Annotated in this window: 21 protein-coding genes; 8 read left to right on the top strand and 13 right to left on the bottom strand. The window is 53.4% G+C overall.

All coding sequences use genetic code 11. The annotated features are described in order from the left end of the window. Nucleotides 1-18: 18 nt before the first annotated feature. Genes K5L82_RS02785 through K5L82_RS02775 form a run of 3 tightly spaced genes read right to left on the bottom strand, consistent with a single transcriptional unit; the run spans nucleotide 19 to nucleotide 3,397 of the window. Nucleotides 19-1,350 carry an N-acetylmuramoyl-L-alanine amidase gene (locus tag K5L82_RS02785; protein WP_223133086.1) on the bottom strand — a complete coding sequence of 444 codons (1,332 nt, stop codon included), beginning with the start codon at nucleotides 1,348-1,350 and terminating at the stop codon, nucleotides 19-21. Beyond that, on the bottom strand, nucleotides 1,347-1,844 hold the full coding sequence (tsaE, locus tag K5L82_RS02780) for a tRNA (adenosine(37)-N6)-threonylcarbamoyltransferase complex ATPase subunit type 1 TsaE (RefSeq protein ID WP_223133085.1): 498 nt from the start codon (nucleotides 1,842-1,844) through the stop codon (nucleotides 1,347-1,349). The genes K5L82_RS02785 and tsaE overlap by 4 nt, the downstream gene beginning before the upstream one ends. Then, entirely contained in the window at nucleotides 1,841-3,397 is a 1,557-nt protein-coding gene (locus K5L82_RS02775; RefSeq protein WP_223133084.1) for an NAD(P)H-hydrate dehydratase, read from the bottom strand. The genes tsaE and K5L82_RS02775 overlap by 4 nt, the downstream gene beginning before the upstream one ends. 130 nt (nucleotides 3,398-3,527) lie before the next feature. Between K5L82_RS02775 and queG the strand changes: the two genes are divergently transcribed. Continuing rightward, nucleotides 3,528-4,607 (top strand): tRNA epoxyqueuosine(34) reductase QueG, encoded by a 1,080-nt coding sequence (queG, locus tag K5L82_RS02770; RefSeq protein WP_223133083.1) that lies wholly within the window; start codon nucleotides 3,528-3,530, stop codon nucleotides 4,605-4,607. Here queG and orn read toward each other — a convergent pair. Beyond that, entirely contained in the window at nucleotides 4,602-5,144 is a 543-nt protein-coding gene (orn, locus tag K5L82_RS02765; RefSeq protein WP_223133082.1) for an oligoribonuclease, read from the bottom strand. The two genes, queG and orn, sit on opposite strands and share 6 nt — an antisense overlap. Before the next feature lie 309 nt (nucleotides 5,145-5,453). Here orn and rsgA point away from each other — a divergent pair, with 309 nt between their 5' ends. Continuing rightward, a complete protein-coding gene (gene rsgA, locus K5L82_RS02760) occupies nucleotides 5,454-6,509 on the top strand; it encodes a small ribosomal subunit biogenesis GTPase RsgA (RefSeq protein WP_223133081.1) in 1,056 nt (351 codons plus the stop codon). A 26-nt stretch (nucleotides 6,510-6,535) separates the two neighbouring features. Here rsgA and motB read toward each other — a convergent pair whose 3' ends face one another. Both motB and motA read right to left on the bottom strand, forming a co-directional pair. Next, nucleotides 6,536-7,495, bottom strand: coding sequence for a flagellar motor protein MotB (gene motB / locus K5L82_RS02755; RefSeq protein WP_133004857.1), 960 nt, complete (start codon nucleotides 7,493-7,495; stop codon nucleotides 6,536-6,538). A gap of 28 nt (nucleotides 7,496-7,523) precedes the next feature. Beyond that, the gene (motA, locus tag K5L82_RS02750) at nucleotides 7,524-8,375 is read right to left on the bottom strand and encodes a flagellar motor stator protein MotA (RefSeq protein ID WP_133004856.1); all 852 of its coding nucleotides are present in this window, start codon (nucleotides 8,373-8,375) and stop codon (nucleotides 7,524-7,526) included. A 149-nt stretch (nucleotides 8,376-8,524) separates the two neighbouring features. Between motA and asd the strand changes: the two genes are divergently transcribed. Continuing rightward, nucleotides 8,525-9,394, top strand: coding sequence for an archaetidylserine decarboxylase (asd, locus tag K5L82_RS02745; RefSeq protein WP_223133080.1), 870 nt, complete (start codon nucleotides 8,525-8,527; stop codon nucleotides 9,392-9,394). Nucleotides 9,395-9,399: 5 nt separating this feature from the next. Here the strand turns inward: asd and epmA are convergent, their stop codons facing one another. Together epmA and efp are read right to left on the bottom strand one after the other, a co-directional pair. Beyond that, nucleotides 9,400-10,368 (bottom strand): EF-P lysine aminoacylase EpmA, encoded by a 969-nt coding sequence (epmA, locus tag K5L82_RS02740; protein WP_223133079.1) that lies wholly within the window; start codon nucleotides 10,366-10,368, stop codon nucleotides 9,400-9,402. A 6-nt stretch (nucleotides 10,369-10,374) separates the two neighbouring features. After that, on the bottom strand, nucleotides 10,375-10,950 hold the full coding sequence (gene efp, locus K5L82_RS02735) for an elongation factor P (protein WP_133004853.1): 576 nt from the start codon (nucleotides 10,948-10,950) through the stop codon (nucleotides 10,375-10,377). A gap of 45 nt (nucleotides 10,951-10,995) precedes the next feature. Between efp and epmB the strand changes: the two genes are divergently transcribed. From epmB to K5L82_RS02720, 3 genes are all read left to right on the top strand, one after another. Beyond that, nucleotides 10,996-12,060 (top strand): EF-P beta-lysylation protein EpmB, encoded by a 1,065-nt coding sequence (gene epmB / locus K5L82_RS02730; RefSeq protein WP_133004852.1) that lies wholly within the window; start codon nucleotides 10,996-10,998, stop codon nucleotides 12,058-12,060. Nucleotides 12,061-12,238: 178 nt separating this feature from the next. Beyond that, on the top strand, nucleotides 12,239-14,035 hold the full coding sequence (locus tag K5L82_RS02725) for a GTPase (RefSeq protein WP_223133283.1): 1,797 nt from the start codon (nucleotides 12,239-12,241) through the stop codon (nucleotides 14,033-14,035). A 176-nt stretch (nucleotides 14,036-14,211) separates the two neighbouring features. Next, on the top strand, nucleotides 14,212-16,299 hold the full coding sequence (locus K5L82_RS02720; protein ID WP_223133078.1) for an EAL domain-containing protein: 2,088 nt from the start codon (nucleotides 14,212-14,214) through the stop codon (nucleotides 16,297-16,299). Between the two features lie 85 nt (nucleotides 16,300-16,384). Here K5L82_RS02720 and serB read toward each other — a convergent pair whose 3' ends face one another. Together serB and parC are read right to left on the bottom strand one after the other, a co-directional pair. Next, nucleotides 16,385-17,602, bottom strand: coding sequence for a phosphoserine phosphatase SerB (gene serB, locus K5L82_RS02715; RefSeq protein ID WP_223133077.1), 1,218 nt, complete (start codon nucleotides 17,600-17,602; stop codon nucleotides 16,385-16,387). Then, nucleotides 17,595-19,889 carry a DNA topoisomerase IV subunit A gene (gene parC, locus K5L82_RS02710; protein WP_223133076.1) on the bottom strand — a complete coding sequence of 765 codons (2,295 nt, stop codon included), beginning with the start codon at nucleotides 19,887-19,889 and terminating at the stop codon, nucleotides 17,595-17,597. Before parC ends, serB begins: the two co-directional genes overlap by 8 nt. A gap of 208 nt (nucleotides 19,890-20,097) precedes the next feature. Here parC and K5L82_RS02705 point away from each other — a divergent pair, with 208 nt between their 5' ends. Further along, nucleotides 20,098-20,325: a hypothetical protein gene (locus K5L82_RS02705; RefSeq protein ID WP_114334180.1), complete on the top strand. Its 228-nt coding sequence runs from the start codon at nucleotides 20,098-20,100 to the stop codon at nucleotides 20,323-20,325. Nucleotides 20,326-20,421: 96 nt separating this feature from the next. On the opposite strand, the gene K5L82_RS02700 is transcribed toward K5L82_RS02705, so the two are convergent. Together K5L82_RS02700 and K5L82_RS02695 are read right to left on the bottom strand one after the other, a co-directional pair. Then, nucleotides 20,422-21,003, bottom strand: coding sequence for a YceI family protein (locus K5L82_RS02700; protein WP_223133075.1), 582 nt, complete (start codon nucleotides 21,001-21,003; stop codon nucleotides 20,422-20,424). A gap of 51 nt (nucleotides 21,004-21,054) precedes the next feature. Beyond that, nucleotides 21,055-21,603, bottom strand: a complete 549-nt coding sequence (locus K5L82_RS02695; RefSeq protein WP_223133074.1) for a cytochrome b — start codon at nucleotides 21,601-21,603, stop codon at nucleotides 21,055-21,057. Nucleotides 21,604-22,184: 581 nt separating this feature from the next. On the opposite strand from K5L82_RS02695, the gene K5L82_RS02690 reads away from it, so the two are divergent. After that, nucleotides 22,185-23,468: an EAL domain-containing protein gene (locus tag K5L82_RS02690; RefSeq protein ID WP_223133073.1), complete on the top strand. Its 1,284-nt coding sequence runs from the start codon at nucleotides 22,185-22,187 to the stop codon at nucleotides 23,466-23,468. Here K5L82_RS02690 and K5L82_RS02685 read toward each other — a convergent pair. Next, the gene (locus K5L82_RS02685; RefSeq protein ID WP_223133072.1) at nucleotides 23,456-25,222 is read right to left on the bottom strand and encodes an SLC13 family permease; all 1,767 of its coding nucleotides are present in this window, start codon (nucleotides 25,220-25,222) and stop codon (nucleotides 23,456-23,458) included. The genes K5L82_RS02690 and K5L82_RS02685 overlap by 13 nt on opposite strands. Between the last annotated feature and the right edge of the window lies 1 nt (nucleotide 25,223).

Here is a 25,223-nt window from a genome sequence, read left to right as displayed (position 1 = left end):
CCGGGAACTACCTCTTGGTCAGGATGAGGGGATACGTATGGTTTGCCCTACCATAACACGATCGTTGTTCATCCCGTTAAAGCGCATCAGTTCACTGACGGTGGTCTGATTTTCACGCGCTACACCGGACAGCGTATCGCCTTGTTGTATCCGGTACTGCCCGACTCGACCACCGCCTTTGCGATTGTCCTTTTGCCACGCCAACAAGGTTCCTGGAGGGGGGCTGCGCCGGAAATAATCGTGAATACCGTCCATCATGGCCCTGGCCAGCTTTTCACGATACCACCCTGCTGACAGGTTCTTTTCTTCTTTGGGGTTCGAAATAAAGCCCGCTTCCACCAAAATCGAAGGGATGTCCGGCGATTTGAGCACCGCAAACGCTGCTTGTTCTACACCCGGCTTATGCAGTTTGGCGACGCTGCCAAGCTGCCCTAACACGGAACTCCCTACACCCAGGCTGGCATTGATACTTGCGGTCATCGACAAATCGAGCAAGACGCCGGCCAGCATTTCATCCCGACCTTCCAGCGACAAAGCGCCGGTACCACCAATCAAATCCGAACGATTTTCACTTTGAGCCAGCCAACGCGCCGTTTCACTGGTCGCTCCGCGCTGAGACAGGGCAAACACCGAAGCCCCGCTTGGTTGCGGCGTTCGAAAGGCATCGGCATGAACCGATACAAACAAATCGGCATTGTGCTTACGGGCCAGAATCGTTCGGTTTCGCAAACCGATATAGTAGTCCCCGGTACGGGTGAGCTTGGCCTTAAAACCGGACTGTTTGTTCACCAAATCCGCTAAGGTTTTCGCCATTTTCAGAACCACGTCTTTTTCGCGGGTGCCTCGTGGCCCGATTGCCCCGGGATCTTCGCCACCGTGACCGGCATCAATGACCACGACAATGTCACGCTTCCCGGCTGAGTTCTGCGTAACCGTCGGGCTCGCCGCCTTTTCCAGCCGCGTTCCGGATTCATCAATCAGGTCTACCACCAAACGATGGCCGTACTGCTGGTTGGGCTCGAGCACAAAACTACGAGGTTTGATGTCGGTTTTCAGATCCAGCACAACCCGAAGATCTGTCCCGTTTCTAGCCGCGGTTCGGATTCGTTTAATCGGACTCCCCGACAGATCTACTTTGCTGAAATCGGCGCGTTTGGTGGTGTTTTTTATATCAATCACCAATCGAGACGGACTGGAAAGGGAAAACATGTTGTGCTCCACTTTACCGGCCGTATCCAGCACCAGACGGGTATGGTCGGGCGCAGGCCATATGCGCACGCTTTCAACCTTAGTGGCTGCATGAACAACGCTTGTCGCGAGCGCCAGCAGTATACACAGTGCGATTCTCATGAATCCGGCCCTATCAATTCAATTTGATTTAACAACGAGGCGCCCAACTCAGAACGCGCTCTTAAAATCACGGCCCGCCCCTCGCTTTGCCGCTCCAACTGGATCTCGATATCCGGCTCAGGCAACACACCTTCGCCCCGCTCCGGCCATTCGATCAAACATAAATTATCCGCTGAAAAATAATCACGGATGCCCATGTATTCGAGCTCTTCCGGGTCACCCAAGCGGTACAGATCAAAGTGGTAAACGGGTGGCGTTAAATGCTCATAAGGCTCTACGAGCGTATAAGTCGGGCTTTTCACCGCGCCTTCGTGGCCTAAACCACGCATGACACCCCGGCTGAGGGTGGTTTTCCCCATCCCCAAATCACCTTCCAGAAAGACGGTAAGGCTCTGCTCAGACTGTTTCGCCAGCCGAGCTAGCTCACCGCCCAGGCGTTGCGTTTCCCCTTCCCCGTCCAGAAACAACCGGCGCTCGATACCTATGATGCTCATTCTTCCTCCCGGTGATTTCTGACGCCGATAACGTCGGTTTCCTTCAAAACAAAAGGTAAATCGTTGATAACATCGGTGGGCAACATAGCCATGTAGCCCAGTCGTTCAGCCGCCTTATCCCCAGCGGTCAAGTGCGCCGATGCTGCTGCAACGGTCGACAATCCAATGTCGTTTAACTGGCCGATAAAAGCGCCCAGCATGCCCGACAGGACATCACCCATGCCCCCGGTCGCCATTCCCGGATTGCCACCAGCAATCACAACGGGCATTTCGGAGCCCGTGGCGATGACGGTTCCTGCTCCTTTAAGCAGCACCACACCGCCCCAAATTCGCTGAATCTTCTGCGCAGCGACCAGCCGATCCGCCTCAACCTCTGCAACGCTGCACCCAAGCATCCGGCTTGCTTCACCCGGATGCGGAGTAAGCACATGCTGACCAAAAGGAATCGCCGCGCGGGTTGCCATCACATTAAGCGCATCGGCATCCAGCACTCTCGGCTTCGTGCTACGCAGTACCTGCTGCAACATTTGCTGCCCCCAAGCCGACTTACCGATTCCGGGGCCACACACAATCACATCCGCTTGCTCGATCAGTGTGGTCAACTCTGAACCGTGGACCACCCCGCGCACCATCACATTCGGACAACGCACCAGCGCAGCGGTCACATGCTCCGGCCGAGTCGCCAGTGACACCAGCCCTGCGCCTGCGCGCGAAGCCGCCTCGGCTGCCATAATGCCTGCACCACCGAAGCCGAAATCACCCGCTACAATCAGCACATGACCAAACCGCCCTTTGTGGGCATTGAGCGGCCGCGGTAAAAAACCGGCTTTGCAGTCCCGCCAGCGAGCAAGGCGCGCAACCGGCTGCTCTGAGCACCCATTTATTTGCTCGTGCGTCGCCAGAGGCTCAAACACCACCTCGCCACAAACTGCGGGACCCATTCCGGTATACAACCCGGCTTTGGCACCGATGAACGTAACGGTTAACTCCGCTTGAACCACATTGCCTGCCGCTGCACCCGTTGAGGCGTCAAGGCCAGACGGTAAATCGACGGCCAACACTGGCCGTTTTGCCTGATTAACGGCACGAATCACCTCGGCAAACGGCGCTAGTGGCGCACCGATCACCCCGGTACCGAGCAGAGCGTCTACAATCACATCCGAGGCCAACAGCTTCTCTTGAAGCAACCTTTCCGCTAAATCGGAAATTTCCGTTATCGGCACACTTTCCGTCTTCGCAGCTTCGAACGCTCGCAGAGCATCTCCCGTGAGTTTTGAGCTCGGAGCCACTGCAACACACTCTACATAAATGCCCAAGCGCTGCGCATTGGCCGCAATGAGATAACCATCGCCCCCATTGTTTCCCGCACCGCATAACACCAACAGCGAGCCGAGCGACGACCAATGCTTCCTGAGCTGCCGAAATCCTGCCCGGGCCGCTGCCTGCATCAAGTCGAAACCATCAATTCCCTGTTCTTCAATAAGATAGCGATCCATCGCTCGTACGGAGTCGGCGGAATACAAGGCTTCTGGTAGACTGTCCGCGTAGCGCATGGGGCATCCCGCTAAAGAAAACGGTTTAAGTAAATTGGCCAGATACCTGTAAAGCATAGCAAAACAGGAAAAAAGGTCATAACTTAATCAAATTAAATCTCCGCAGGCTTTCACCGCCGAAGGCTCCGTCATGGTCACCAGTACAGACAATACGCCCTCGAACACCTCACTCGACGACCTGCCAGATAAAATCCGTCAGTGGGCCAAAGAGCTGGGATTTTCTGACGCGGGCATTACTTACGCCGATACCGGCCCCCATGCGGAGCGCCTAAAACAATGGCTGGCCGCCGGCTATCACGGCGACATGGCCTATATGGCCGACCATGGCGACAAACGTTATACCCCGGATTCTCTGGTGCCAGACACCCAGCGGGTTATTTCAGTGCGTTTAGATTACCTGCCCTCTCCGGACAACCCGAAACAAGCGCTTACTAACCGGGAAACCGCCTACATTACACGCTACGCGCTCGGGCGGGATTACCATAAACTCATGCGGAAACGGCTCGCGACTTTAGCGAAATGGATTGACGAAGCGGTCGGCGGTTACGACTACCGTGCCTTTGTTGACAGTGCGCCGGTGTTGGAGCGAGGTTTAGCACAACGGGCGGGGCTTGGCTGGATCGGTAAAAACAACATGGTGATTCACCCTAAGGCAGGTTCGTTCTTTTTTCTGGGTGAAATTTTTACTAGCGCGCCTTTGCCGGTAGACCAGCCTTTCGAAAAGCAGCATTGCGGCTCATGCTCTGCCTGTTTGGAAATCTGCCCCACGGATGCCTTTGTTGGCGCTCACTTACTGGATGCGCGAAAGTGCATCAGTTATCTCACCATCGAACTGAAAGGGCCGATTCCGGAAGAATTGCGCTCGAAAATGGGTAACCGAGTGTTTGGCTGTGACGACTGCCAGATTGTGTGCCCCTGGAACAAATTCAGTAAACCTACCGCCGAGCACGACTTCCAGCCACGGCACGGCTTAAACAACACCGAGCTTGCTGAGCTGTTTCTATGGACAGAGCAGGAGTTTCTGAAACGTACCGAGGGTTCGGCGATTCGCCGTACCGGTTATGAAAACTGGTTGCGAAATATTGCGGTAGGATTGGGCAACGCCCCGTCAACCATTCCGGTCATCGAGGCGCTGAAACAGCGGGCGGAGCACCCATCCGAGGTGGTGCGGGAGCACGTCACCTGGGCGCTTCGCCAGCACGGTTTATAACTTGAAGAAGTGCTCGCGGTAGTGACGCAATTCGTTGATAGAATCGCGAATATCGTCCAGCGCCAGGTGGCTGCCTTTCTTTTTTACCCCATCCAACACATCCGGGCGCCAGCGGCGGGCCAGTTCTTTGATAGTGGATACGTCCAGATTACGATAGTGGAAGAAGTCTTCCAGCTCTGGCATGTATTTCACCAGGAACCGTCGATCCTGTCCGATGCTGTTGCCGCACAATGGAGATGTACCGGCTGACATATAGTGTTTCAGAAACTCCAGTGTCTGCTGTTCAGCTTCCGCTTCACTGATTTCGCTATCCTTCACACGCTGAGTCAGGCCACTTTCGCCATGGGTTTTGGTGCACCATTCGTCCATGGAGTCCAGCAAACTGTCTGGTTGCTTGATCGCAATTACGGGGCCTTCAGCAACCAGATTCAGTTCCGAATCGGTAATAATCGTGGCCATTTCGATGATCCGCTCTTTCTCTGGATCCAGACCTGTCATTTCCAGGTCAATCCAGACCAGGTGGTTTCCGTTGCTCATTTTCTTTTACACCTATGCTGTTAAGTTTGGGTGCTAGTGCGTGTGTGGATTGGCTTTCCGAAAACCGCTACGAGCACATCCATGTGGGCTTCTCTACGGCCATCCATGGCCTACGAAATTTTCGGAAAGCCAATCCACACCCGCACTTCTGACTGCAACACTTGCCGTCAGACTACAAGAATCCCACGCCGACACTTGCACCCAAACACAGAAATCATTGGATCAGGTGGCACACATGAGAAACTCTGCCTATTGTCCATGATTCACGTATCATGTGGTACACCACTTCCCCGGAAAACCAGAGAGCAGATGGCAAAACGCAAATTGAACAAACGCCAGCAATGGCGAATCGAGAAGATCCAGAAAGAGCGCACCACACGAATGGCCCGCAAGGAAAAGGCCGTGGAAGCTCAAGCTGAAGCCGGTGAATTGGGGCCAGAACAAGAAGGCTTGATCATCGCGCATTACGGCCAGCAACTGGACGTTGAAGCCCTGCAAGGTGATGATACGGGGCAAGTATTTCGATGCTTTGTTCGAGCTAACATCAGCAGCCTGGTGACCGGCGACAAAGTCGTTTGGCGACCCGGCAAGAGTGAAACCGGAGTGATTGTTGCTCGTTGCGACCGGGATAACCTGCTGCAGCGGCCCGACAATTTTGGCGCCCTGAAGCCTGTCGCGGCCAACATTGACCATATCATTCTGGTAATCGCACCAGAACCAGAACCTCACGACAGCCTTATTGACCGGTATCTCGTGGCCTCCGAAAGCTCCGACATTCCCGCCGTGCTGCTGCTCAACAAAACGGATTTAATTAACGACCAGAACCGGCCGCAGATCGAAGCTCTGCTGGCTCGCTATAAAGCGCTCGGCTACCAGGTTGAACAGACATCGGCAGCAGCCTGCGAAGGCGAGCCAGCACCAGAGGTTGAAGCACTGGTTCGCAATCAGACCAGCGTGTTCGTGGGCCAGTCTGGCGTGGGCAAGTCCTCGATTATCCAGACGTTGCTGCCCGATGAGCAGCTAAGAGTAGGCGCGGTATCGGAAAGTACCGGTAAAGGTGTGCACACGACCACCACCGCCAAGCTGTTCCACCTAGCCACTGGCGGCGATTTGATTGATTCGCCGGGTATCCGTGAGTTTGGTTTGTGGCACATGACGCCGCAGGAAGTGGAGTACGGCTTTCGGGAGATTCGACCGCTGATGGGGCTGTGTAAGTTCCGGAACTGTCGGCATATGGGGGATCCGGGGTGCGCGCTGGATGCTGCAGCCGAGAATGGCGAAATTTCCCGGGAAAGGCTTAAGAGCTTCCACCGAATTCTTCAAGACATGGCTGAACAGCAAGCGCGCGGGTTAAAGCTGACCTGAACCGGTGGTCGTTCCACGCGGAGGCATTACCAGTTGAGCTCCCCCGGAGCAGGTTCGGGGCGCTCTTCTCGCCAGCTGCCATCCTCCAGCTTATTCAAGGCTTCTTGCTCTTGCGCTTCGGTGGGGCGAGTCAGATCAATCAGCGGCTTGGTAGCGGATGCCGCCTTGGCGCGAGCATCTGCCACGCTTTTGTTTTTGAGAACGATTATAGAAATTCGACGGTTAATCGGTGCCGTCGGGTTTTCAGCATTAAATAAGACCGAATCGCTCAGCCCGACCACACGGGCAATTTGTTCCAGCCTCACCCCGCCAGCAACCAAGGCCCGGCGTGCGGTATTGGCGCGGTCAGCTGACAATTCCCAATTGGTGTAGCCCGGCCGGCCACTGAACGGCGTGGCGTCTGTGTGCCCCGTAAGGCTCAACTTGTTGTTGACAGAACCGAGCGTTTTCGCAAGTTCAAACAGCAATTCCTGAGTGTAGTATTTAAGCTCTGCCCGGCCAGAGTCGAACATCGGACGCCCAGAGCGGTCAACAATCTGAATGCGCAGCCCTTCTTCGGTTATATCAATCAGCAGTTGGTCTTTGAATTCTTGCAGCGTTTCATTCTGCTCAATTCGCTCTTTCAACTCCTGGAAAAGCTGTTCCATACGGCGCTGTTCAAGGGTGTCAGCCAGCTCATCCACGATATCATCTTCAATTTGAATGGTACTGGACTCGATGTCCAAAGAGCTTTCGTTAACCACCGACGCACTGCCACCCAGATCTATCGGATTCGATGAGCCACCTTCGGTAAAGCCAACCGGATCTTTGAAATAACCTTCCACGGCTCGTTTTTGCTCCGGCGACGCCGTAGCGGTCAACCAGAGCACCAAGAAGAACGCCATCATCGCAGTAGCAAAGTCGGCAAACGCGACCTTCCAGGAGCCACCGTGGTGCCCTGCGACTACCTTCTTTTTGCGCTTGATGATGATCGGCTGTTGGTCCACGCTTAACTCCGGCTAGTGATGTAAGGCATCATTTGGAGCGAACGTGATCGTTCAATTCCTGAAAGCCCGGGCGTTTCTCGGTCGGCAAGGCTTTGCGACCAAATTCAATCGCCATTTGGGGTGCCTGCCCCGCAACCGTCGCCACAATGGCTGACTTCACACACTCATAGGCTTTCAGTTCGTATTTCGCGGTATGCTCAAGCGCAATGGACGCGGGGCCAACAAAGCCATAGCCCATCCAGATACCCAAAAACGTCCCCACCAAGGCCGCCGCCACGCTCAACCCGATTTTCTCGGGCCCTTCGGTCAGAAAATTCATGGTGATCACGATACCCAGAACCGCTGCTACGATCCCCAACCCTGGCAAGGCATCAGCGATTTTATTCACCGCATGAGCGGGTTCTTCCAGTTCATGCTGGCGATTCTCGATTTCGTTTTCCATCATGCCTTCCAGCTCGTGAGGTGCCATGTTTCCGGAGCTGATAATGCGCAAATAGTCTGTGATAAAATCCAGTAAGTGTTTGGATTTCATGATGACTGGGTAACGGGTAAAGATCGGGCTTTCTTCGGGGTTATCGATATCTTCTTCGATGGCCATCACGCCTTGCTTGCGTGATTTATCAAAGATTTCGTAAAGCAGGCTGAGCAGATCGGTGTAATAGGCTTTATTGAACGGAGACCCAGTGAGTAATCGCAACAGACCGCTAAACACCTCTTTCACGGTGTGCATCGGATTAGCGATCACAAACGAGCCTACGGCGGCCCCACCAATGATCAGCACCTCTGTCGGCTGCCATAGCACGGCCAAGTTCCCGCCGTGCAATGTATAGCCGCCAAGAACACTCGCAATAACAATCACTGCACCAATAATCAGCAGCATAAATAATAGTCGTCCGTCTGAACCCTGTAAAAAAGCAGTGTTCGATGATAGCAAGCCCACGGCAGAACAGCGAAGGGGAGAAACAATTTCTATACACTACGCCCTGTTTGGTAAACTGCCCCGCTTTATAGAACCGAGAGATGTTTCAAATGCTTGATAAACTGTTCGTCCTGAGTCAATACGTCACGCCACAGCTGACGCTATCCCGCTTGGCTGGCCGCCTCGCAGACTATGACAGGAGTCCAGCTCTGAAAAACCGCGTCATTAGCTGGTTTATCGACCGCTACGGCGTAAACATGAGTGAGGCCGCAGAATCGGACCCCACCGCTTACGACAGTTTTAACGCATTCTTTACCCGCGCCCTCAAACCCGGCGTTCGCACCATTGACCAAACCCCGGATGTATTTGTCAGTCCGGTTGATGGCGCCATCAGCCAACTTGGCCAAGTCACGGCAGACGATCGGGTATTTCAGGCCAAGGGCCAATCTTTCAGCCTGACCGAACTGCTCGGTGGTGATGAAAAGCGGGCTGAAGCCTTTCGCGAAGGCGAATTTTCCACCATTTATCTGTCACCAAAAGATTACCACCGCATTCACATGCCTGTGACCGGCACCCTGAAAGAAATGGTGTATGTTCCCGGCAAGCTGTTTTCTGTTAATCCGGTAACGGCAGAGAACGTTCCGAATCTGTTCGCCCGTAACGAGCGTGTGGCGTGCGTTTTTGATACCGAAGCGGGCCCTATGGCGCTAGTGTTAGTAGGCGCGATGATCGTCGGCAGTGTAGAAACCACTTGGGCAGGTGTCGTTGCTCCCAAGCCGAGCAAGGTTACCGAGTGGCAGTACTCCGGCGATCAGGCCGTGCGTTTCGAGAAAGGCGATGAAATGGGTCGGTTCCGCTTGGGCTCCACCGTTGTTCTGGTAATGCCCAAAGGCGCCGTAAATTGGAACGCAGATCAAGTCGCGAGCAAAGCCGTACAAATGGGCGAAGCCTTTGGCCAGTTAAAGCCAACAAGAACCTGACAAGGTCAGGCTCTTTCGATCGGGAAGGCAAGAACTTCCTCAATCGTTTTTGCGCCCACCTTCAGCATCAGCAACCGGTCTAGCCCCAAGGCAACGCCCGAGCAATCGGGCAAGCCGACATCCAGCGCCGCCATAAACGCGCTGTCCAAAGCCATTTCCGGCTTACCCGCCAATCGTCGCTGCTGATTATCCGTCTCAAAACGCTGCCGCTGCTCCTCTGGGTCCGTCAGCTCCCAATACCCGTTGCACAGCTCCAACCCGTTTATGTAAAGCTCGAATCGATGCGCAACCTGGTGCCCCTGCTCTTGCGACACCCTTGCCAGCGCGGCCTGTGCTGCGGGGTAGCGGGTAATAAACACCGGCCGATCAAAGCCCAGCGTTGGCTCGACCGCAAAACTCATCACCAAATCCAAACAATCGTTGCGACTCAGATCCGAAAGTTGTTCGGGCTCCAGCCATTGCTCACAATAGCCTTTCAGGTCGTTATCAGAGGTTTCCATGGGGTCAAAGCCGGCGTTTTCGAACACCGCCTGCCGATAGCTCAGCTGAACCGGCCGCTCACAACCGAGCCAACCGCATACCAAATCAGCCACTTCGGACATGAGCGCCTGATCATCCATTGCGACGCGATACCATTCCAACATCGAAAACTCTGGGTTGTGACGACTCCCTCGTTCGCCATTCCGAAACACTCTGGCAATTTGGTAAATACAGCCAGAACCTGCAACCAAAAGCCGTTTCATGGGGTATTCAGGAGATGTTTGAAGCCATCCCCCGTGAACACCAGCGGCTCTCACGTTTGCCGGGATGCCATCAAGATTCAAATCGGTAACGCCGTGGCGGCCAAGTACTGGTGTTTCCACTTCCAGCACATCCCGCTCACAAAAAAAGCCGCGCACGTAAGCAAGTTGCTGTGCACGGCTTTTTAGAGCGTCCCGCGAGGCAGTCGGCTGCCAGACAGGAGAATCAATCATCGTAGATTAACTGCTTTTTACACGGTTCACGTACTCGCCGGTGCGAGTATCCACTTTCAGCATTTCACCGATGACGATGAACAAGGGCACGCTGACTACCGCACCGGTGGACAAAGTCGCAGGTTTGGATCCGCCTTGTGCGGTATCGCCCTTCATGCCCGGGTCCGTGTCGACAACCTCGAGCTCAACAAAGTTAGGCGGCGTAACCGACAAAGGCGCACCGTTGTACAAAGTCACGGTGTACACGTCTTGCTCTTTCAACCACTTAACGGTGTCGCCGACTGCTTTATCGTCTGCGGCATACTGTTCGAAAGAACCGTCTGTCAGCATGAAATGCCAGAACTCACCATCGGAGTACAGGTATTCCATGTCCTGCTCCATTACGTCCGCCGCCTCGAGACTCTCGCCCGATTTGAAAGTACGCTCCCAAACCCGGTTCGTCATCAGGTTGCGTAGCTTTACACGGTTAAATGCTTGCCCTTTACCGGGCTTAACGAATTCGTTTTCCAGCATGATACAAGGATCGCCATCCAGCAAAACCTTGAGCCCGCCACGAAATTCGTTGGTAGAATATGAAGCCATGAAATGTCCACCTGACATACTGTCGTTAAAAATTCAAAGGCCGCTATGATACAGCGAACACCGGTCCGTATAGAAGCCCGTGACACCAGTCACCTTCCTGAGTGCGGAACCTCCCCCACCGACAAACAAAGTTGGCAAACCATTCTTAGCCACTCGGTGAGCAATCCAGAGCGACTCCTGGCACGCCTGAACCTGCCCGCAGGTAGCTGGTTAGAAGGCGCCAAGAACGGCCACGAACTGTTTCAGATCCGGGTGCCCGAGCCTTTCATTGAACGCATGGAACCCGGCAACCCGAATGATCCGTTGTTGCGCCAGGTACTTCCGATTGCCGACGAAACGACCGAACTGCCCGGGTTTGTCCGGGACCCGCTGGAAGAAAATACCGCCATTCAAACCACGGGTCTGATCAGAAAATACCACAGCCGAGCCCTGTTAATGGTAACCGGACAATGTGCGATCAACTGTCGCTACTGCTTCCGGCGACATTTTCCTTATGGGGAACACAAGCTCAGCCGCGATGACCGCGATCATATTATCGCTGCGCTAAATGCCAGCCCTGAGATCAATGAAGTCATTCTCAGCGGTGGCGACCCATTGGCGGTCAATGATCGCCTGCTTACGCAGTGGGTGGATCTGCTCGATGCTGTACCGCACCTGAAGCGGCTGCGCATTCATTCGCGTTTGCCAGTCGTGATTCCTCAGCGAGTGTGTGACGATATGCTGAATTGGCTGAACCGTACCCGCCTGCAAAAAGTATTGGTGGTTCACGTAAACCACCCCGCCGAAATTGATCAAGCCACTCGTGACGCTTTCGAACGCCTAAAACAAGCCGGGGTTACGCTTCTAAATCAGAGTGTTATTCTGAAAGGAGTGAACGACAATGCCGACACACTGTCCGAGTTGAGCGAAGTGCTGTTTGATGCCGGTGTATTGCCGTACTATCTACACGCATTCGATCCGGTAGCCGGAGCGCATCATTTTGATGTCAGTGATACCAGCGCTGCCTTGCTCGTTCGGAAAATGCTTGAAAAACTCCCGGGATTCCTGGTTCCTAAACTCGTTCGGGAAGTTCCGGGGGAAACCAGCAAAACCCCAATACCGGTAATTTAGTGAGGCATGTCGCAAAAACGAGCAGTTTTCAACTTGTCAAAGATTGTCAACTAACGACTTTCTCGCTTTTTATCATCGCTTTGCTACTTTAAAGTTGAGTATTGGGAAACAATAACGATCTGTATTTTCGGTAATTTTGCTTAATCACTCATCGTAATTTAGCCACTGGTGCGAGATCATAGTAGGCATGACCCTGAAACCCGAACTTAAGGTTCCTGAGCAAAAAACAGCTAGCCTGTCTTTTTGCGACACTTCGCCCAAAGCGTTTCGTTCCTGGGTCCGTCAGCTGCCTATGGCCAATATCGGTGAAACCTCGCGTCAGCTTTATCACGCGATCATCGAAGTGAATCAATTGTTTCTCCCTCCCCAACAACGCATGCAATTTCTCGAGCTGGCAAGAGACAAAATTCACTTTGTCTGCAACGAACTGTCACGGCATTTCCTCGGACTAGCCATCGCCCTGCCGGAGAAACAACGTAAAATTGCGAACCTCACTCAAGCCCTTCAGCTTCATTTAGCAAGTGGGTACAAGCTTTGCGTACTTGAATTTATTGACAACGGCGGTCTGGACAAGAACAAGCGCCAGATCAGCATAGCCGCACACCGAGCTATCTCCGAGCTAGGTGCCACCATTCTCCGCGCTCACCAGCTGTATTGCCCCAGCCCGGCCAACAGCTGGCTGGAATGCCATCGCTTGTTCCGGTTTGCCAAACGCCATAAGCTGGACGCATACGATGTTGACGACCAGCTGCTCAAACATCGCCGCTCCAGCACCGTAGCGGACAGCTACAAGCGCGTCTTACTGCTAGGTTGTGCGCGCCCGAACCAGCTGCGCCAAACCGAGCTGACCCTAATCTACGATCTATTCGAAACCTGGACGGATTATTGCGAGTGCGGCCCGGAGCTTGGCGACGACAGCCTGTTCGTTGTTAATTTAGAGAAAGACTCTTCACCGATCTATCGCAGCTTGCTTGAGCAGGCTGCAGGCGAAAACAATATCGGCTTCGACACCCGTGAACTGTCAACCCACCTTGCCGAAGCCTTGCAGGCGCGCCACGAAAAACCCTCGAGAGCGATGAAGCTGGACATCCCTGCGACCATCAGCGATACCCTACTGACACACCTAAGCCAGGCACTGGGTATTTTGGCCAAGCGCAACTTCAACCGGATTGCCAGCCAGGGAACCTTGGAAATGTGTGTCGGGCTAACGGCCGCCCATTATTTTATTGCTGGCGAAAAAACGTTTCCGGAATTCATTGACGGCAACGACGAACAGCATGAAGAAGAAAACTTCTTTATTCGCAATTCCATGCCAAAACCTGACGCTTGGTCAGGCGCGCACGATGCGGCGGCCCACGAACGCAGTTTGCCACCATCGGACGCTCCGATTAATTTCCGGAACAGTTCAGGGACCAAACCAAGCAAAACCAAGCCGGTCTCCCATAAAGCGTCGCTGATCAACACCAGTCCCGGCGGATATTGCGTGGGCTGGGAAACCAATATTCCGGCTTCATTGCAGGCCGGAGAGGTGCTCGGTGTTAGGGAGCAACACTCGCATCCTTGGAGTCTTGCGGTGGTCCGGTGGCTTCGGCAGGTTCGAAATCAAGGCACGCAAGTCGGCATCGAGCTGCTCGCTCCCAGCGCCGCGCCCTGCGCTGTCCGCCTCATTCAGAAAGTAGGCAATAGCAGCGAATACCTCCGCGGGCTCATGCTCCCGGAGATCAGCGTAGTTAACCAACCCGCAACCCTGATTACTCCTCGCCTGCCGTTCCAGAGTGGTAGCCGTATCTCGCTAGTGCACGACGGCTCTGAAGACCAGGGCCAATTGCTGAAGAAGATTTCCGCAACGGGCAGTGTCAGCCAATTCGAGCTTAAACTGCACACGGCCGCAAGCTCCTCATTCTCAAAAGGTTCGCGGAACTCCAGCGCAAGCACAACAGAAGACGAATTCGACTCCCTGTGGCCGTCGCTTTAAAGCGACCGGTTAACAGTCCATAGACGTCAGGGTTGTTATTAACCAACAACCCCTTCATCATTCTATTCCAATGATACGCCGGTTATTTGCCGAAAGTCCGGAAGCCCTTTTGCTTCCGTTTTACTGACGGCAAAACGTTTCGGCACCATCAAACGGCATGATGAGACATCGTACGAATGCAGAAAAAAAATTCCACGGTACAGCTGCTGATCCTAGACCCATCTCAAAATGATGCGGAGTCGTTGGTCAGTTTGCTCCGCAACGCCGGCAAAGCAACCCGAGCCCATCGCATTACTTCGGAAGAAGATCTCGAAGAAGCGCTAAAAGCTTCACATTGGGATTTGTTGCTGGCCAGGGACCTAGAGGAACTCGAATTCGGGCCGGATGCTGCACTCGCTATGGTCAAACGGATGGACAAAGATATCCCGTTCATTCTGTTAACCAATGAGCCAAACCGGGAACGAGATCTCTCGATCATGCGTCTCGGCGCTCAAGACGCGGTGCCCTTTGAGTACACAGAAATGTTGGTACTGGCTCTCAAGCGCGAACTCGCTGCTCTAAACGAACGTCGCAAACGCCGGGTTCTGGAATCTCATCTTCGCGAAGCTGAACAGCGCTGTCAGCTTCTGCTCGAGAGTTCCAAAGATGCCATTGCCTACATAGACGATGGCATGCACATATACGCCAATCAGTCGTATATGGAGTTCCTCGGGTACGAGGATATTGATGACCTGATCTGCGTCCCGGTTTTGGACACGTTAACGCCTGAATACCAAGAGCAGTATAAAGAGTTCATGAAAGCGTTTGAGGAAGCCGGGGCAAACGGCATGACCTTCAACTGCACGGCTCGTCGAAGCGACGACAACGAACTCAACGTTACGATGTCAGTGTCTGCCGCGACTTATGACGGCGAAGCCTGCACACAAGTGGTCTTGCAACCGGAGCACAGTGACGCCGAACTTGAAGAAAAGCTCAAACAAATTAGCAGTCAAGATTTGCTGACTGGCTTGTATAACCGGCAACATTTGATGGAACGGCTGTCCGAGACTCTGGCCACCTCTGCCAAGACCAATGAAACCGGCGCCCTCGCCTATATTGGTGTCGATAATTTTCTAAGCATGAAGAGCGATGTAGGCATTGCCGGTGCCGATCTGTTGCTTGGTGACCTGGCATCACTGCTGAAAGAGAAAACGCCTGAAGACATGACACTCGCGCGTCTAAGCGATGATGCCTTCTGTATAATGTGCCTTCCGGGCAATGACAAAGGACTGGCAGAACTGTGCGAAACGATTCGCGAGGCGGTGGATGATCACCTGTTCGAAATCAACGGTCGTACTGTATCCCTGACCGTATCCATTGGCGTTTCCGCCATTACCGAGAACTCCCCTAAAGCAGAAGAACTCCTCAGCCGGGTTCATTTGGCTTCTGCCGAGGTCAAAAAGCAGCCAGGGCATAAAAACGGGAATGGCGTTGTTGTATACAACCCGGTTGATTTTGAGGCACCCGATGAATCGAACGCCCTCGAAATGATCAGCAAGGCCATGGACGAAGACCGGCTGTACTTGCTGTTCCAGCCGATCATCAACTTGCGTGGTGAAGGCGAAGAGCATTATGAAACGCTGGCCCGCATGACCAACAGCGACAACGAAGAAGTTACCCCCTACGACCTGTTACCGGCTATTTGCCCTCCAGAAACCGCCATCAAAATCGACCGTTGGGTGATTCTGCAAGCCATTAAACAGCTCTCCAGCCATCGCTCCCGCGGCCATGATACCAAGCTGTTCGTGAACCTCAGCGCTGAAACTCTGCAGGATGTCACCTTCACACCTTGGCTAAGTGTTGCCCTGAAGGCAGCTCGCCTACCTGGCGACGCCATGATATTCCAAATTAGCGAAAACGACGCCAATAACTTCACGAAGCAAGCGAAAGACTTCACTAAAGCAGTGCACGAACTCAACTGCAAACTCTCGATTAAGCACTTTGGCGGTGCCATCGATCCGTTTAATGCACTGAAACACATCGATACGGATTACGTGAAATTTGACGGTTCTTTCACCGAAACCATCCAGAAAGATGACAATATAAAAGATCAAGTGAAAGAAATGGCCAACTCGCTGCAGAAGTCCGGCAAGCTGACCATCGTGCCGCAAGTGGAGAGCGCCAGCGTTCTTGCGACCCTCTGGCAAGCAGGCGTTAACTACATTCAAGGCTATTACCTGCAAGTTCCGGGGCCTGAAATGAACTACGACTTTGGCGATCACTGACGGTTCCTGGTTACTTACAGCCAGACACAAAAAAGGGGTGGAGAACCCAGTCTCCACCCCTTTTTCAGAATTGCCTGAAGGCAAACTACAATGTTTGATTCGTTTCGCTCTCACGGAACCCGATCAGATACAGGATAGCATCCAACCCAAGCGTGGAAATCGAGTGTTTGGCTGACTCTTTCACCAAGGGCTTCGCCCGGAACGCTACACCCAACCCCGCCTGACTCAACATCGGAAGGTCGTTCGCGCCATCACCCACGGCAATCACTTGCTCTCGAGCAATATGTTCCTTTTCAGCAATTTCCAGCAACAGCTCTGCTTTGCGCTGACCATCGACAATTTGCCCTTTCACCTCGCCGGTCACTTTGCCGTCTACGATTTCGAGTTCATTGGCGTAAACGTAATCAATGCCCAGTTTACTCTGCAGATGACGGGCAAAGTAAGTGAAACCGCCCGACAGAATGGCCGTGCGGTAGCCCAGCGCCTTTAAACTGCGAATCAGGTGCTCTGCCCCCTCGGTCATTCGAAGGCGGTTAGCGATACTCTCAAGCACCGACTCGTCCAAACCTTTCAGCAGCGACAAGCGCTCAGCAAAACTCTGGCTGAAATCCAGCTCGCCCTGCATGGCTCGCTCGGTAATCTCTGCAACACGTTCCCCGACCCCGGCTTCCAGAGCCAGTTCATCAATCACTTCCGCTTCGATCAGCGTTGAGTCCATATCGAACACCACCAATCGACGATTACGCCGGAAAATCGAATCGGCCTGGAAGGCGATGTCGACGTTCATCTCGCCCGCAATGTGCAAGAAATCCGAGCGCAGCTGCTCCAGATCCAGCGGCGTTCCGCGAACGGAAAACTCGACGCAAGCGATTCGATTTTCGGATGACTTCAGCGATGGCCGGGCTGACAACCGGGTAATGTTGTCGATGTTCAAGCCGTGACGGGCTGTAATTTCAGACACGCGAGCAATCTGTTCCGCTTTGATATCCCGCGACAGCAAGGTAACGATGTAACAGGCTCGGTTACGCCCCTCAGCCCAAGACTGGTATTCCTCGACAGAGATCGGTGCAAACCGGACCTGCAAATCCAGCGCATGCAAACGAAACAAAATATCGCGGATAACCGGCGAAGATTGAGACTCGTCCGGAATCTCGATCAAGATACCCCAGGTTAGATAATCGTGAATAACGGCCTGACCGATATCGAGAATGCGCACATCGTATCGCCCCATAATCCCCGTTATTTCCGAGGTTAGTCCGGGCTTATCGCGCCCGGATACGTTTACCAGCACCAGCTCACTCACTGTCTACGTTCTCCTCTTCCTCTGCTCTGGCGGCAGAGGGAATGACATCAATACCGTCCACGCGCTGCAACCCGCGGGGCAATTTATGGCCACGGCGGCCACGTTCTCCGAGATAGTGCTCAAGATCACTGAACTTCAACCCGAGCTTGCGCTTCCCGGCTTGAATCTCCAGTTGGTCTTCTTCGCCAAACACCGCGACTGCCACCACAAACTCTTCCCGGTTCTGTACCCGCGAGGAGGGAATGCTGATAATTTTATTGCCTTTGCCTTTCGCCAATTCTGGCAGCTCATTGAGCGGGAATACCAACATGCGGCCTTCGTTGGAAATAGCGGCAAGATACAAGGTTGAAGCTGTCTCCGGTACCGTCACAGGCGTCATAATCTTCGCGCCCTTTGGCACCGTCACCACGGCTTTACCAGCTCTGTTTTTACTGGTCATGTCACCCAGCGACGTCACAAAGCCGTAGCCGGCATCGGTCACTAACAACGTTTTACGCTCTGGGTTCCCCATGAGCAAGCCCGAGAAAGTAGCACCCGACGGCGGGTTAATCCGACCGGTCAGGGGGTCACCCTGCCCTCGAGCTGAGGGCAGGGTATGGGCCATCAACGCGTATGCCCGGCCGGTAGAATCGAGGAAGATCGCTTGCTGGTTGTTCCGGCCTTTGGCAGCCAGAGAAAAACGATCGCCCGATTTGTAGCTCAGGCCAGACGGATCAATATCGTGCCCTTTCGCTGCTCGCACCCAGCCTTTGTCCGACAATACAACCGTCACCGGATCGTTCGACACCAGATCGGTTTCACTGAAGGCTTTAGCTTCTTCACGCTCGACGATAGGCGAGCGGCGGTCGTCGCCGTAGGTTTCTGCATCTTGCTGAAGCTCGGTCTTGATCAACTCCCGCATACGCTCTTCAGAGCCCAAAATGGCCTGAAGTTCATCACGCTCCAAAGCCAGTTCATCCTGCTCACCGCGGATTTTCATTTCTTCCAGTTTGGCGAGGTGGCGCAATTTCAACTCAAGAATCGCTTCCGCCTGTTCCGGTGACAAGCCAAACCGGGCCATCAGCTCCGCTTTCGGCTTATCTTCCGTGCGGATAATCTCGATCACCTCGTCAATATTGAGATAGGCAATCAACAAACCTTCCAGCAAGTGCAGGCGGGCCAACACTTTGTCCAGACGGTGCTGCAAACGGCGCGTTACCGTGGTTTTCCGAAATGCGAGCCATTCGGTCAACATCTGGCGCAAACCCTTAACTCCGGGGCGGCCATCGTTGCCAATCACGTTGATGTTCACCCGGTAGGTTTTCTCAAGGTCGGTACTGGCAAACAAATGCGCCATCAGACCGTCTAAATCTACGCGATTCGAGCGCGGCACAACCACCAGCCGAGTCGGATTCTCGTGGTCCGATTCGTCCCGCAAATCCGCCACCATCGGCAGTTTCTTGGTCTGCATCTGATGAGCGATTTGTTCGAGTACCCGATTGCCCGAGACCTGATGCGGTAAATCGGTAACCACGATTTCGCCGTTTTCTTTGATCCAGCGCGCTCTCATCCTCAGAGAGCCTCGCCCCGTTTCATACATCTTACGAAGATCGTTGCGAGGGGTAATGATTTCGGCTCGGGTTGGGAAGTCCGGCCCCTTTACATGCTCGCACAACTGATCAACGGTGGCTTCCGGCTCATCCAACAAACGAATACAAGCGGCTGTGATTTCCCGCACGTTGTGGGGAGGAATGTCGGTGGCCATACCCACCGCAATACCAGTCGTACCGTTTAGCAACACGTGCGGCAAACGAGCCGGCAAAACAGAAGGCTCGTCCATGGTGCCGTCAAAATTCGGCACCCAATCTACAGTGCCCTGACCCAGTTCACTCAATAGCACGTCGGAAAAACGAGCAAGCCGGGATTCGGTATAACGCATGGCAGCAAACGATTTGGGATCATCCGGCGATCCCCAGTTACCTTGCCCGTCCACCAGCGGATAGCGGTATGAAAACGGCTGAGCCATCAGCACCATGGCTTCATAACACGCGCTGTCGCCGTGCGGGTGGAACTTACCCAGAACGTCACCCACGGTTCGAGCCGACTTCTTGTACTTAGAGGTGGACTTCAGGCCCAACTCGGACATCGCGTACACAATTCGCCGTTGCACCGGCTTGAGCCCATCGCCCACATTGGGCAAGGCCCTGTCGAGGATTACGTACATGGAATAGTCGAGGTAGGCCTTCTCGGTATAATCGCGTAGCGCTACCCGCTCGAAACCTTCATCGGTCGTCTGAAACTCTGGCATGGACGCCCCTTTGCCTTAACTGCCTGATTTAGAATGTCGATTCGTTACCCGAAAGAGACACCGGGAAATGTGGCTCACATTATATGGACGCCAGCCACGATACACCAATTTCCAATAGCGGAATTCCCGCATGGAGAGTCTGTAAGGTGCACCGTATTCTCGCTTCTCTAGTTAGATTGCCGTCTTATCTCTGAGCAAGCGGAAACCTATGATTCCCAATCTTAAAGCCTGCGGGCATGCGATGATAACGGCTCTGGTCAATGCCACTCTTGCAGTTATTCTGATGCTGCTAGTGGAGTTTGCCATCAGTGGCACATTTCAACTTCCAGCCCCCTACCTCTGGGCTGGGCTGGTCATCTGGGTCGTTATTTTTGTGGCCCAGTTTCTTCGTCAGCGCCACCTTTGCAGGGCAAACGAACAACCAGAGAACCACTAACACCCTATCTAAAAGGAACATTGGCGATGGAATCGCCGAAGGGGAAATAGCCCGAGGCTCCGCCATTTCGGAGTCTCGGGCTAAACATTGCAGAACCTACTGACGAATACCTTCTACGGAAATTTCGATTTCAACGGTTTCTGACGCTTTACCGAGATCCATCGGGATACCAAAATCCTTCAGTTTGATCTCTGTTTCGGCTTCAAAACCCATGCGGTAGCCACCCCAAGGATCCGAACCGTAGCCCAGCATTTCAGCCTCGAGAGTCACTTCACGGGTAACACCACGGAGCGTCAGGTCACCGATGATATCGGCTTCACCATCGTCTTCCATCACAACACGCTTGCTCTTGAACGTTGCTTCGCCGAACTCGCTGACGGCCAGGAAGTCATCACTGCGCAAGTGTTTGTCCCGCTCTGCATGGTTACTGTCAATACTCGCAGTGTCGATGGTCACTGACACGGAACTGTTCTCCGGGTTTTCAGCGTCGTATACAAACTGACCATCAAAGTCGTTAAAACGGCCATACAACCAGCTGTAACCCAAATGAGAGATCTTGAAGGTAATAAACTGATGCGTTTGTTGATTATCAAAGTCGTAGGTACCGCTGTGCTCGTCAGCATGAGCTGACGCCATTACGGCCATGGAAACGGCTGAAGCAAGTATCAGTTTTTTCATAAAGTTCTCCTTAATTAACTTTGGTATTACACATTGCTTGAATTCGACAACTCACGATTTTCCGAGCATTCGGCGCAAGGTCGCGTCCTTGTCGATGAAGTGGTGCTTTAACGCTCCCAGAGCATGAATAGACGCCAAGGCAACCAGGGCCCAGGTGCTCCAGTAGTGCACAAGTCCCGCGGTATCCTCCATTCCTTTAATGCGACCCGTCACTGAGGGGACCTGGAACCATCCAAACACATCAATGGCAGAGCCGTCGGCGGTGGAGATCAAGTAACCGCTGGTCATCGCCACAAAAATTAATACATAGAGCAAGGCGTGGGCAATGTGAGCCGATACCACCTCCCAACGCTTGTGCTCAGGCAAAGGTTTGGGAAACGGTGTCGCGATACGCCACAACACACGGAACAGCATGGCACTAAATAACAATATTCCCACCGAACGATGAATATCAGGGCCCCGACGGTACCACTCGTCGTAATAAGATAAATCAACCATCCAGAAACCCAGCCCAAACAGCCCGATCACCGCGGCCGCAACCAACCAATGCATCAAAATGGAAAGCCAACCGTACCGGTCATCAGAATTTCGAACTGCCATGTCTACTCCAGCTTTATCATTTATCGTGCGGGGCCAACAGTATTCACCCGATATAGGCTCAACCAGTCTAAAGCTCATAGAAAACCAATCAAACCGAAATATTTTGTCGTCATTGATCAGTTTCTTTGAACAACTTATACCACTCTAAGGGTATCGCCTCGGCCACTTTGGTCTTATAGGGATTTTACGGATTGTCGAAATTTATCGCTGAGATAGACTTTAACCAAACTTATGAACTGCTCCGTTTCGGGGTGTTAATGAATGACAGAGGAAAGCGATATGGAACTCGATTTCGACGAAACCGTGGTCGTACCCAGCAATAACTAATAACACTTGAATCCCGGCCCTATGCCGGGATTCGTCGTTTTACCCTCCCCGCTCTCCTCCTGAATACAACCTGTTTCCAGTTATACGCATTAACTGGTGGTAATCGGTTTAGTTTTTTGGCACTCTTCAACGAAGTAAGATATTGAAATAAAATGAATCGTGCCAAGGATATAGGCACTCTGGCGATTAGTTCAGCTATTTCCCGCTATGTGCTCAATAGCTGTTTATATCTTTTACACGGCCCAGACACACCTATGTCCTACAGCCTCAACGAAATGCTAGCGGATCCTGAAGCAGATATACTGTCGCCTATGCTTAGCCAGCAAGACGATACGTGGACCGCTACATTTCGTGGACTGACTCTCCATACGGCTCTTCAGCCGATCTACAGCATCGCTCACAAGCGCACGGTTGGCTATGAGGCTCTGATTCGCGCCTTCGATAACGACAATGCCGCGGTTCTACCGCCACACTTATTTGACCTGCCCTCTTCCGACGCAGAAAACCTGCTGCTTGATCGACTCTGCCGCTATCTGCACGTCCGTAACTACAGCAGTATCAAAGACCAGCTAAACTGGCTGTTTCTGAACGTATCGCCGCGAGTCGTTACCCATGGCAACCAGTCTGATTCGTTTTTCGGGCAGATTCTTGAGAGGACAGGGCTACCCGCGCATCGAATCGTTATGGAGATCGTTGAACAGCCTACCGACGACGCCGATAAGCTCAAAGAAACCGTCGCCTATTACCGAAAACTCGGTTGCCTCACGGCGATCGACGATTTTGGCGCAGGGCACTCCAATTTCGAACGCATTTGGAACCTGTCTCCGGATATTGTGAAGCTCGACCGGTCGTTATTGATGCGGGCGGCTGACGACCACCGCGCCCGACAAATCCTAAACGGTATTGTATCGCTGCTACGCCAATCTGGCTGTTTGGTGCTGTTGGAAGGTGTGGAGACCCGCGATCAAGTCATGATTGCCATTGATGCCGGGGTCGATTTCGTTCAAGGCTTTTACTTTCAGCGCCCCAGCACCGACTTGGAAGCCATGGCGCACGCACCGACAGACCTGGACGACTTACTGACGGAATACAAACAAAGAAAACAGGTCAAACAAGATCCGACACGCCAGCTCGTCAACTATTTCACGGCACCATTCCAGCTCGCAACTGACCGGCTCCAGAAAGGCTTTAGCTTAAGTGAGGCATGCAGTGAACTGATCACTCATTCCGTGGTCTCTCGATGCTATCTCATTGATGCGGATGGGGTTCAAATAACCGACACGCTTCTGCCGAATGGCAACCCGCGCGATCAAGACCCACGCTTTAAACCGCTCGAAGATACGGCCAGTGCAGACTGGTGCAGACAGCAATACCTGAGCCAAGCTATTGAACAACCCGGAAACCTGCAAGTGACCGCGCCTTATCTATGCGTCACTGGTGCCAATATGTGCGTTACCCTGTCGCTTGCCTATGAATCTCAAGGCAGCCTGAAAGTACTCTGCTGTGACATTCTGACCAACTCGGATCAGATGTTATAAATCAGTGCGATGGCGCTCACCGCGACAATCCCCACGAAAATATTCATGGGTAACCCTACCTTCAGAAAGTCGGTAAAACGATAGCCTCCAGGCCCGAACACCATCATATTCGTCTGATAGCCTAACGGCGTCGCAAAGCTCGCCGAAGCCGCCATCATCACGGCGATGATAAAAGGCTCTTCTGCCACCCCCATGGCCTGCGTCAGCGACAGCACAACTGGCACGATCAGCACCGCAGCAGCATTATTGGTGATCACTTCTGTAAGGACAGACACCACCAAATACACCAGAATAAGAGCCACCAACGCATTACCCTGGCTCAGCCCAAACACCGAATCGGCCAGATACCGTGCTGCGCCGGTTTGCTCTAGTGCTCCGCCCAGCGCAAAGGAGGATGCAATGGTTAACACTACAGGTACGTCGACCGCCTTCTGCGCCTGCCCAACCGTGCAACAGCCCGCGACGATCATCAAAAACGCCCCCACCAGAGCGGCATTTAGCATAGTCATAACCCCGCAGGCTGCGAGGCCAACCAACACCAGTAGAATCCCCCAGGACAACCAGGCCCGATCGTGACGCGGGGCTTCGGTTTCCAAATCGTTAATCAACAGAAAATCTTTGTTGTAGCGCTGACGACTTACAAATGCGGGGCGGGCTTCAAGCAACAACACATCGCCAGGGCGCAGCCGGATATTTCCAAGATTACCAGGCACCCTTTCACCACCCCGGGCCACCGCTAACACCACGGCACCGTATCGGTCTCGCACACGGGCATCGCGAATAGTCTGCCCGAGCACATCACACTGCGGAGAGAGCACCGCTTCAACCAATCGTCGTTCAGCTCGATCTTTACTGAGCGCCGGCTCATCATCATGAACTGATGGCACAATGCCATTGATTCGGAGCAAATCGGATATCGCTTGGGTGTCACCGGCAAACACCAGCCGGTCGCCACCCCGCAACCGTTCTTCTGAAGGCACGGCCGTGACGACGCTTCCGTCACGTTCAATTTCGACCAGATAGAGCCTCTCAAGCTCCCTTAGACCAGCCTCTCCCACCGATTTACCAACCAAAGGCCCGTTGACCGCAACCGCTACCTCAAGGGTGAATTCTTTGACCGAACCGAATTTTTGATAGTCTTTCTTCTCAGGCAGGAATCGCGGCAGGAACACCAGCATCGCAAAAACACCAATAGCCGCCACCGGCAACCCGACTTGGGTAATTGCGAAAATGGAAAAACCATCATTGCCGGTTAACTGTTGGTACTGACCATTCACCACAAGGTTGGTACTGGTACCAATCATGGTCAGCGTGCCACCGAAAATTGCGGCATAACTTAGGGGAATCATTAGCTTGGAAGGGGCAACACCAATCTTGCGCGACCAGCCATGGACCGCTGGGATCATGGTCGCGACCACAGGCGTGTTATTCAGAAAGCCACTGAGCAGAGTAACCGGCAAGGCGATACGAGCCTGAGCCGCCCGCACCGTTTTGGGTTTGCCGAGGATATAGCGCACTAAAAGATCGACGCCTCCGGAGTGATGGACTCCCGAGGCAACAACAAACAAGGCAACAACGGTGATGAGGCCGGGGTTACTAAACCCGATCAGCGCTTGTTCATGGCTAACAATGCCCGTAGCGCTGAGTAACACCAGCACCGCCAGCATCACGAGGTGTGGTGCAAACCGGCCCGACACCATCAACGCCAGTGCAGCACCTGCCAAAAATAGAGAAAACCAGCCGTCCCACTCCATA

The sequence above is a fragment of the Marinobacter sp. AL4B genome (genome assembly GCF_019916045.1).
GTDB lineage: Bacteria > Pseudomonadota > Gammaproteobacteria > Pseudomonadales > Oleiphilaceae > Marinobacter.
The sequence above is the reverse complement of the archived record's forward strand: the minus strand, read 5'-3'. Positions and strand labels throughout refer to the sequence as shown.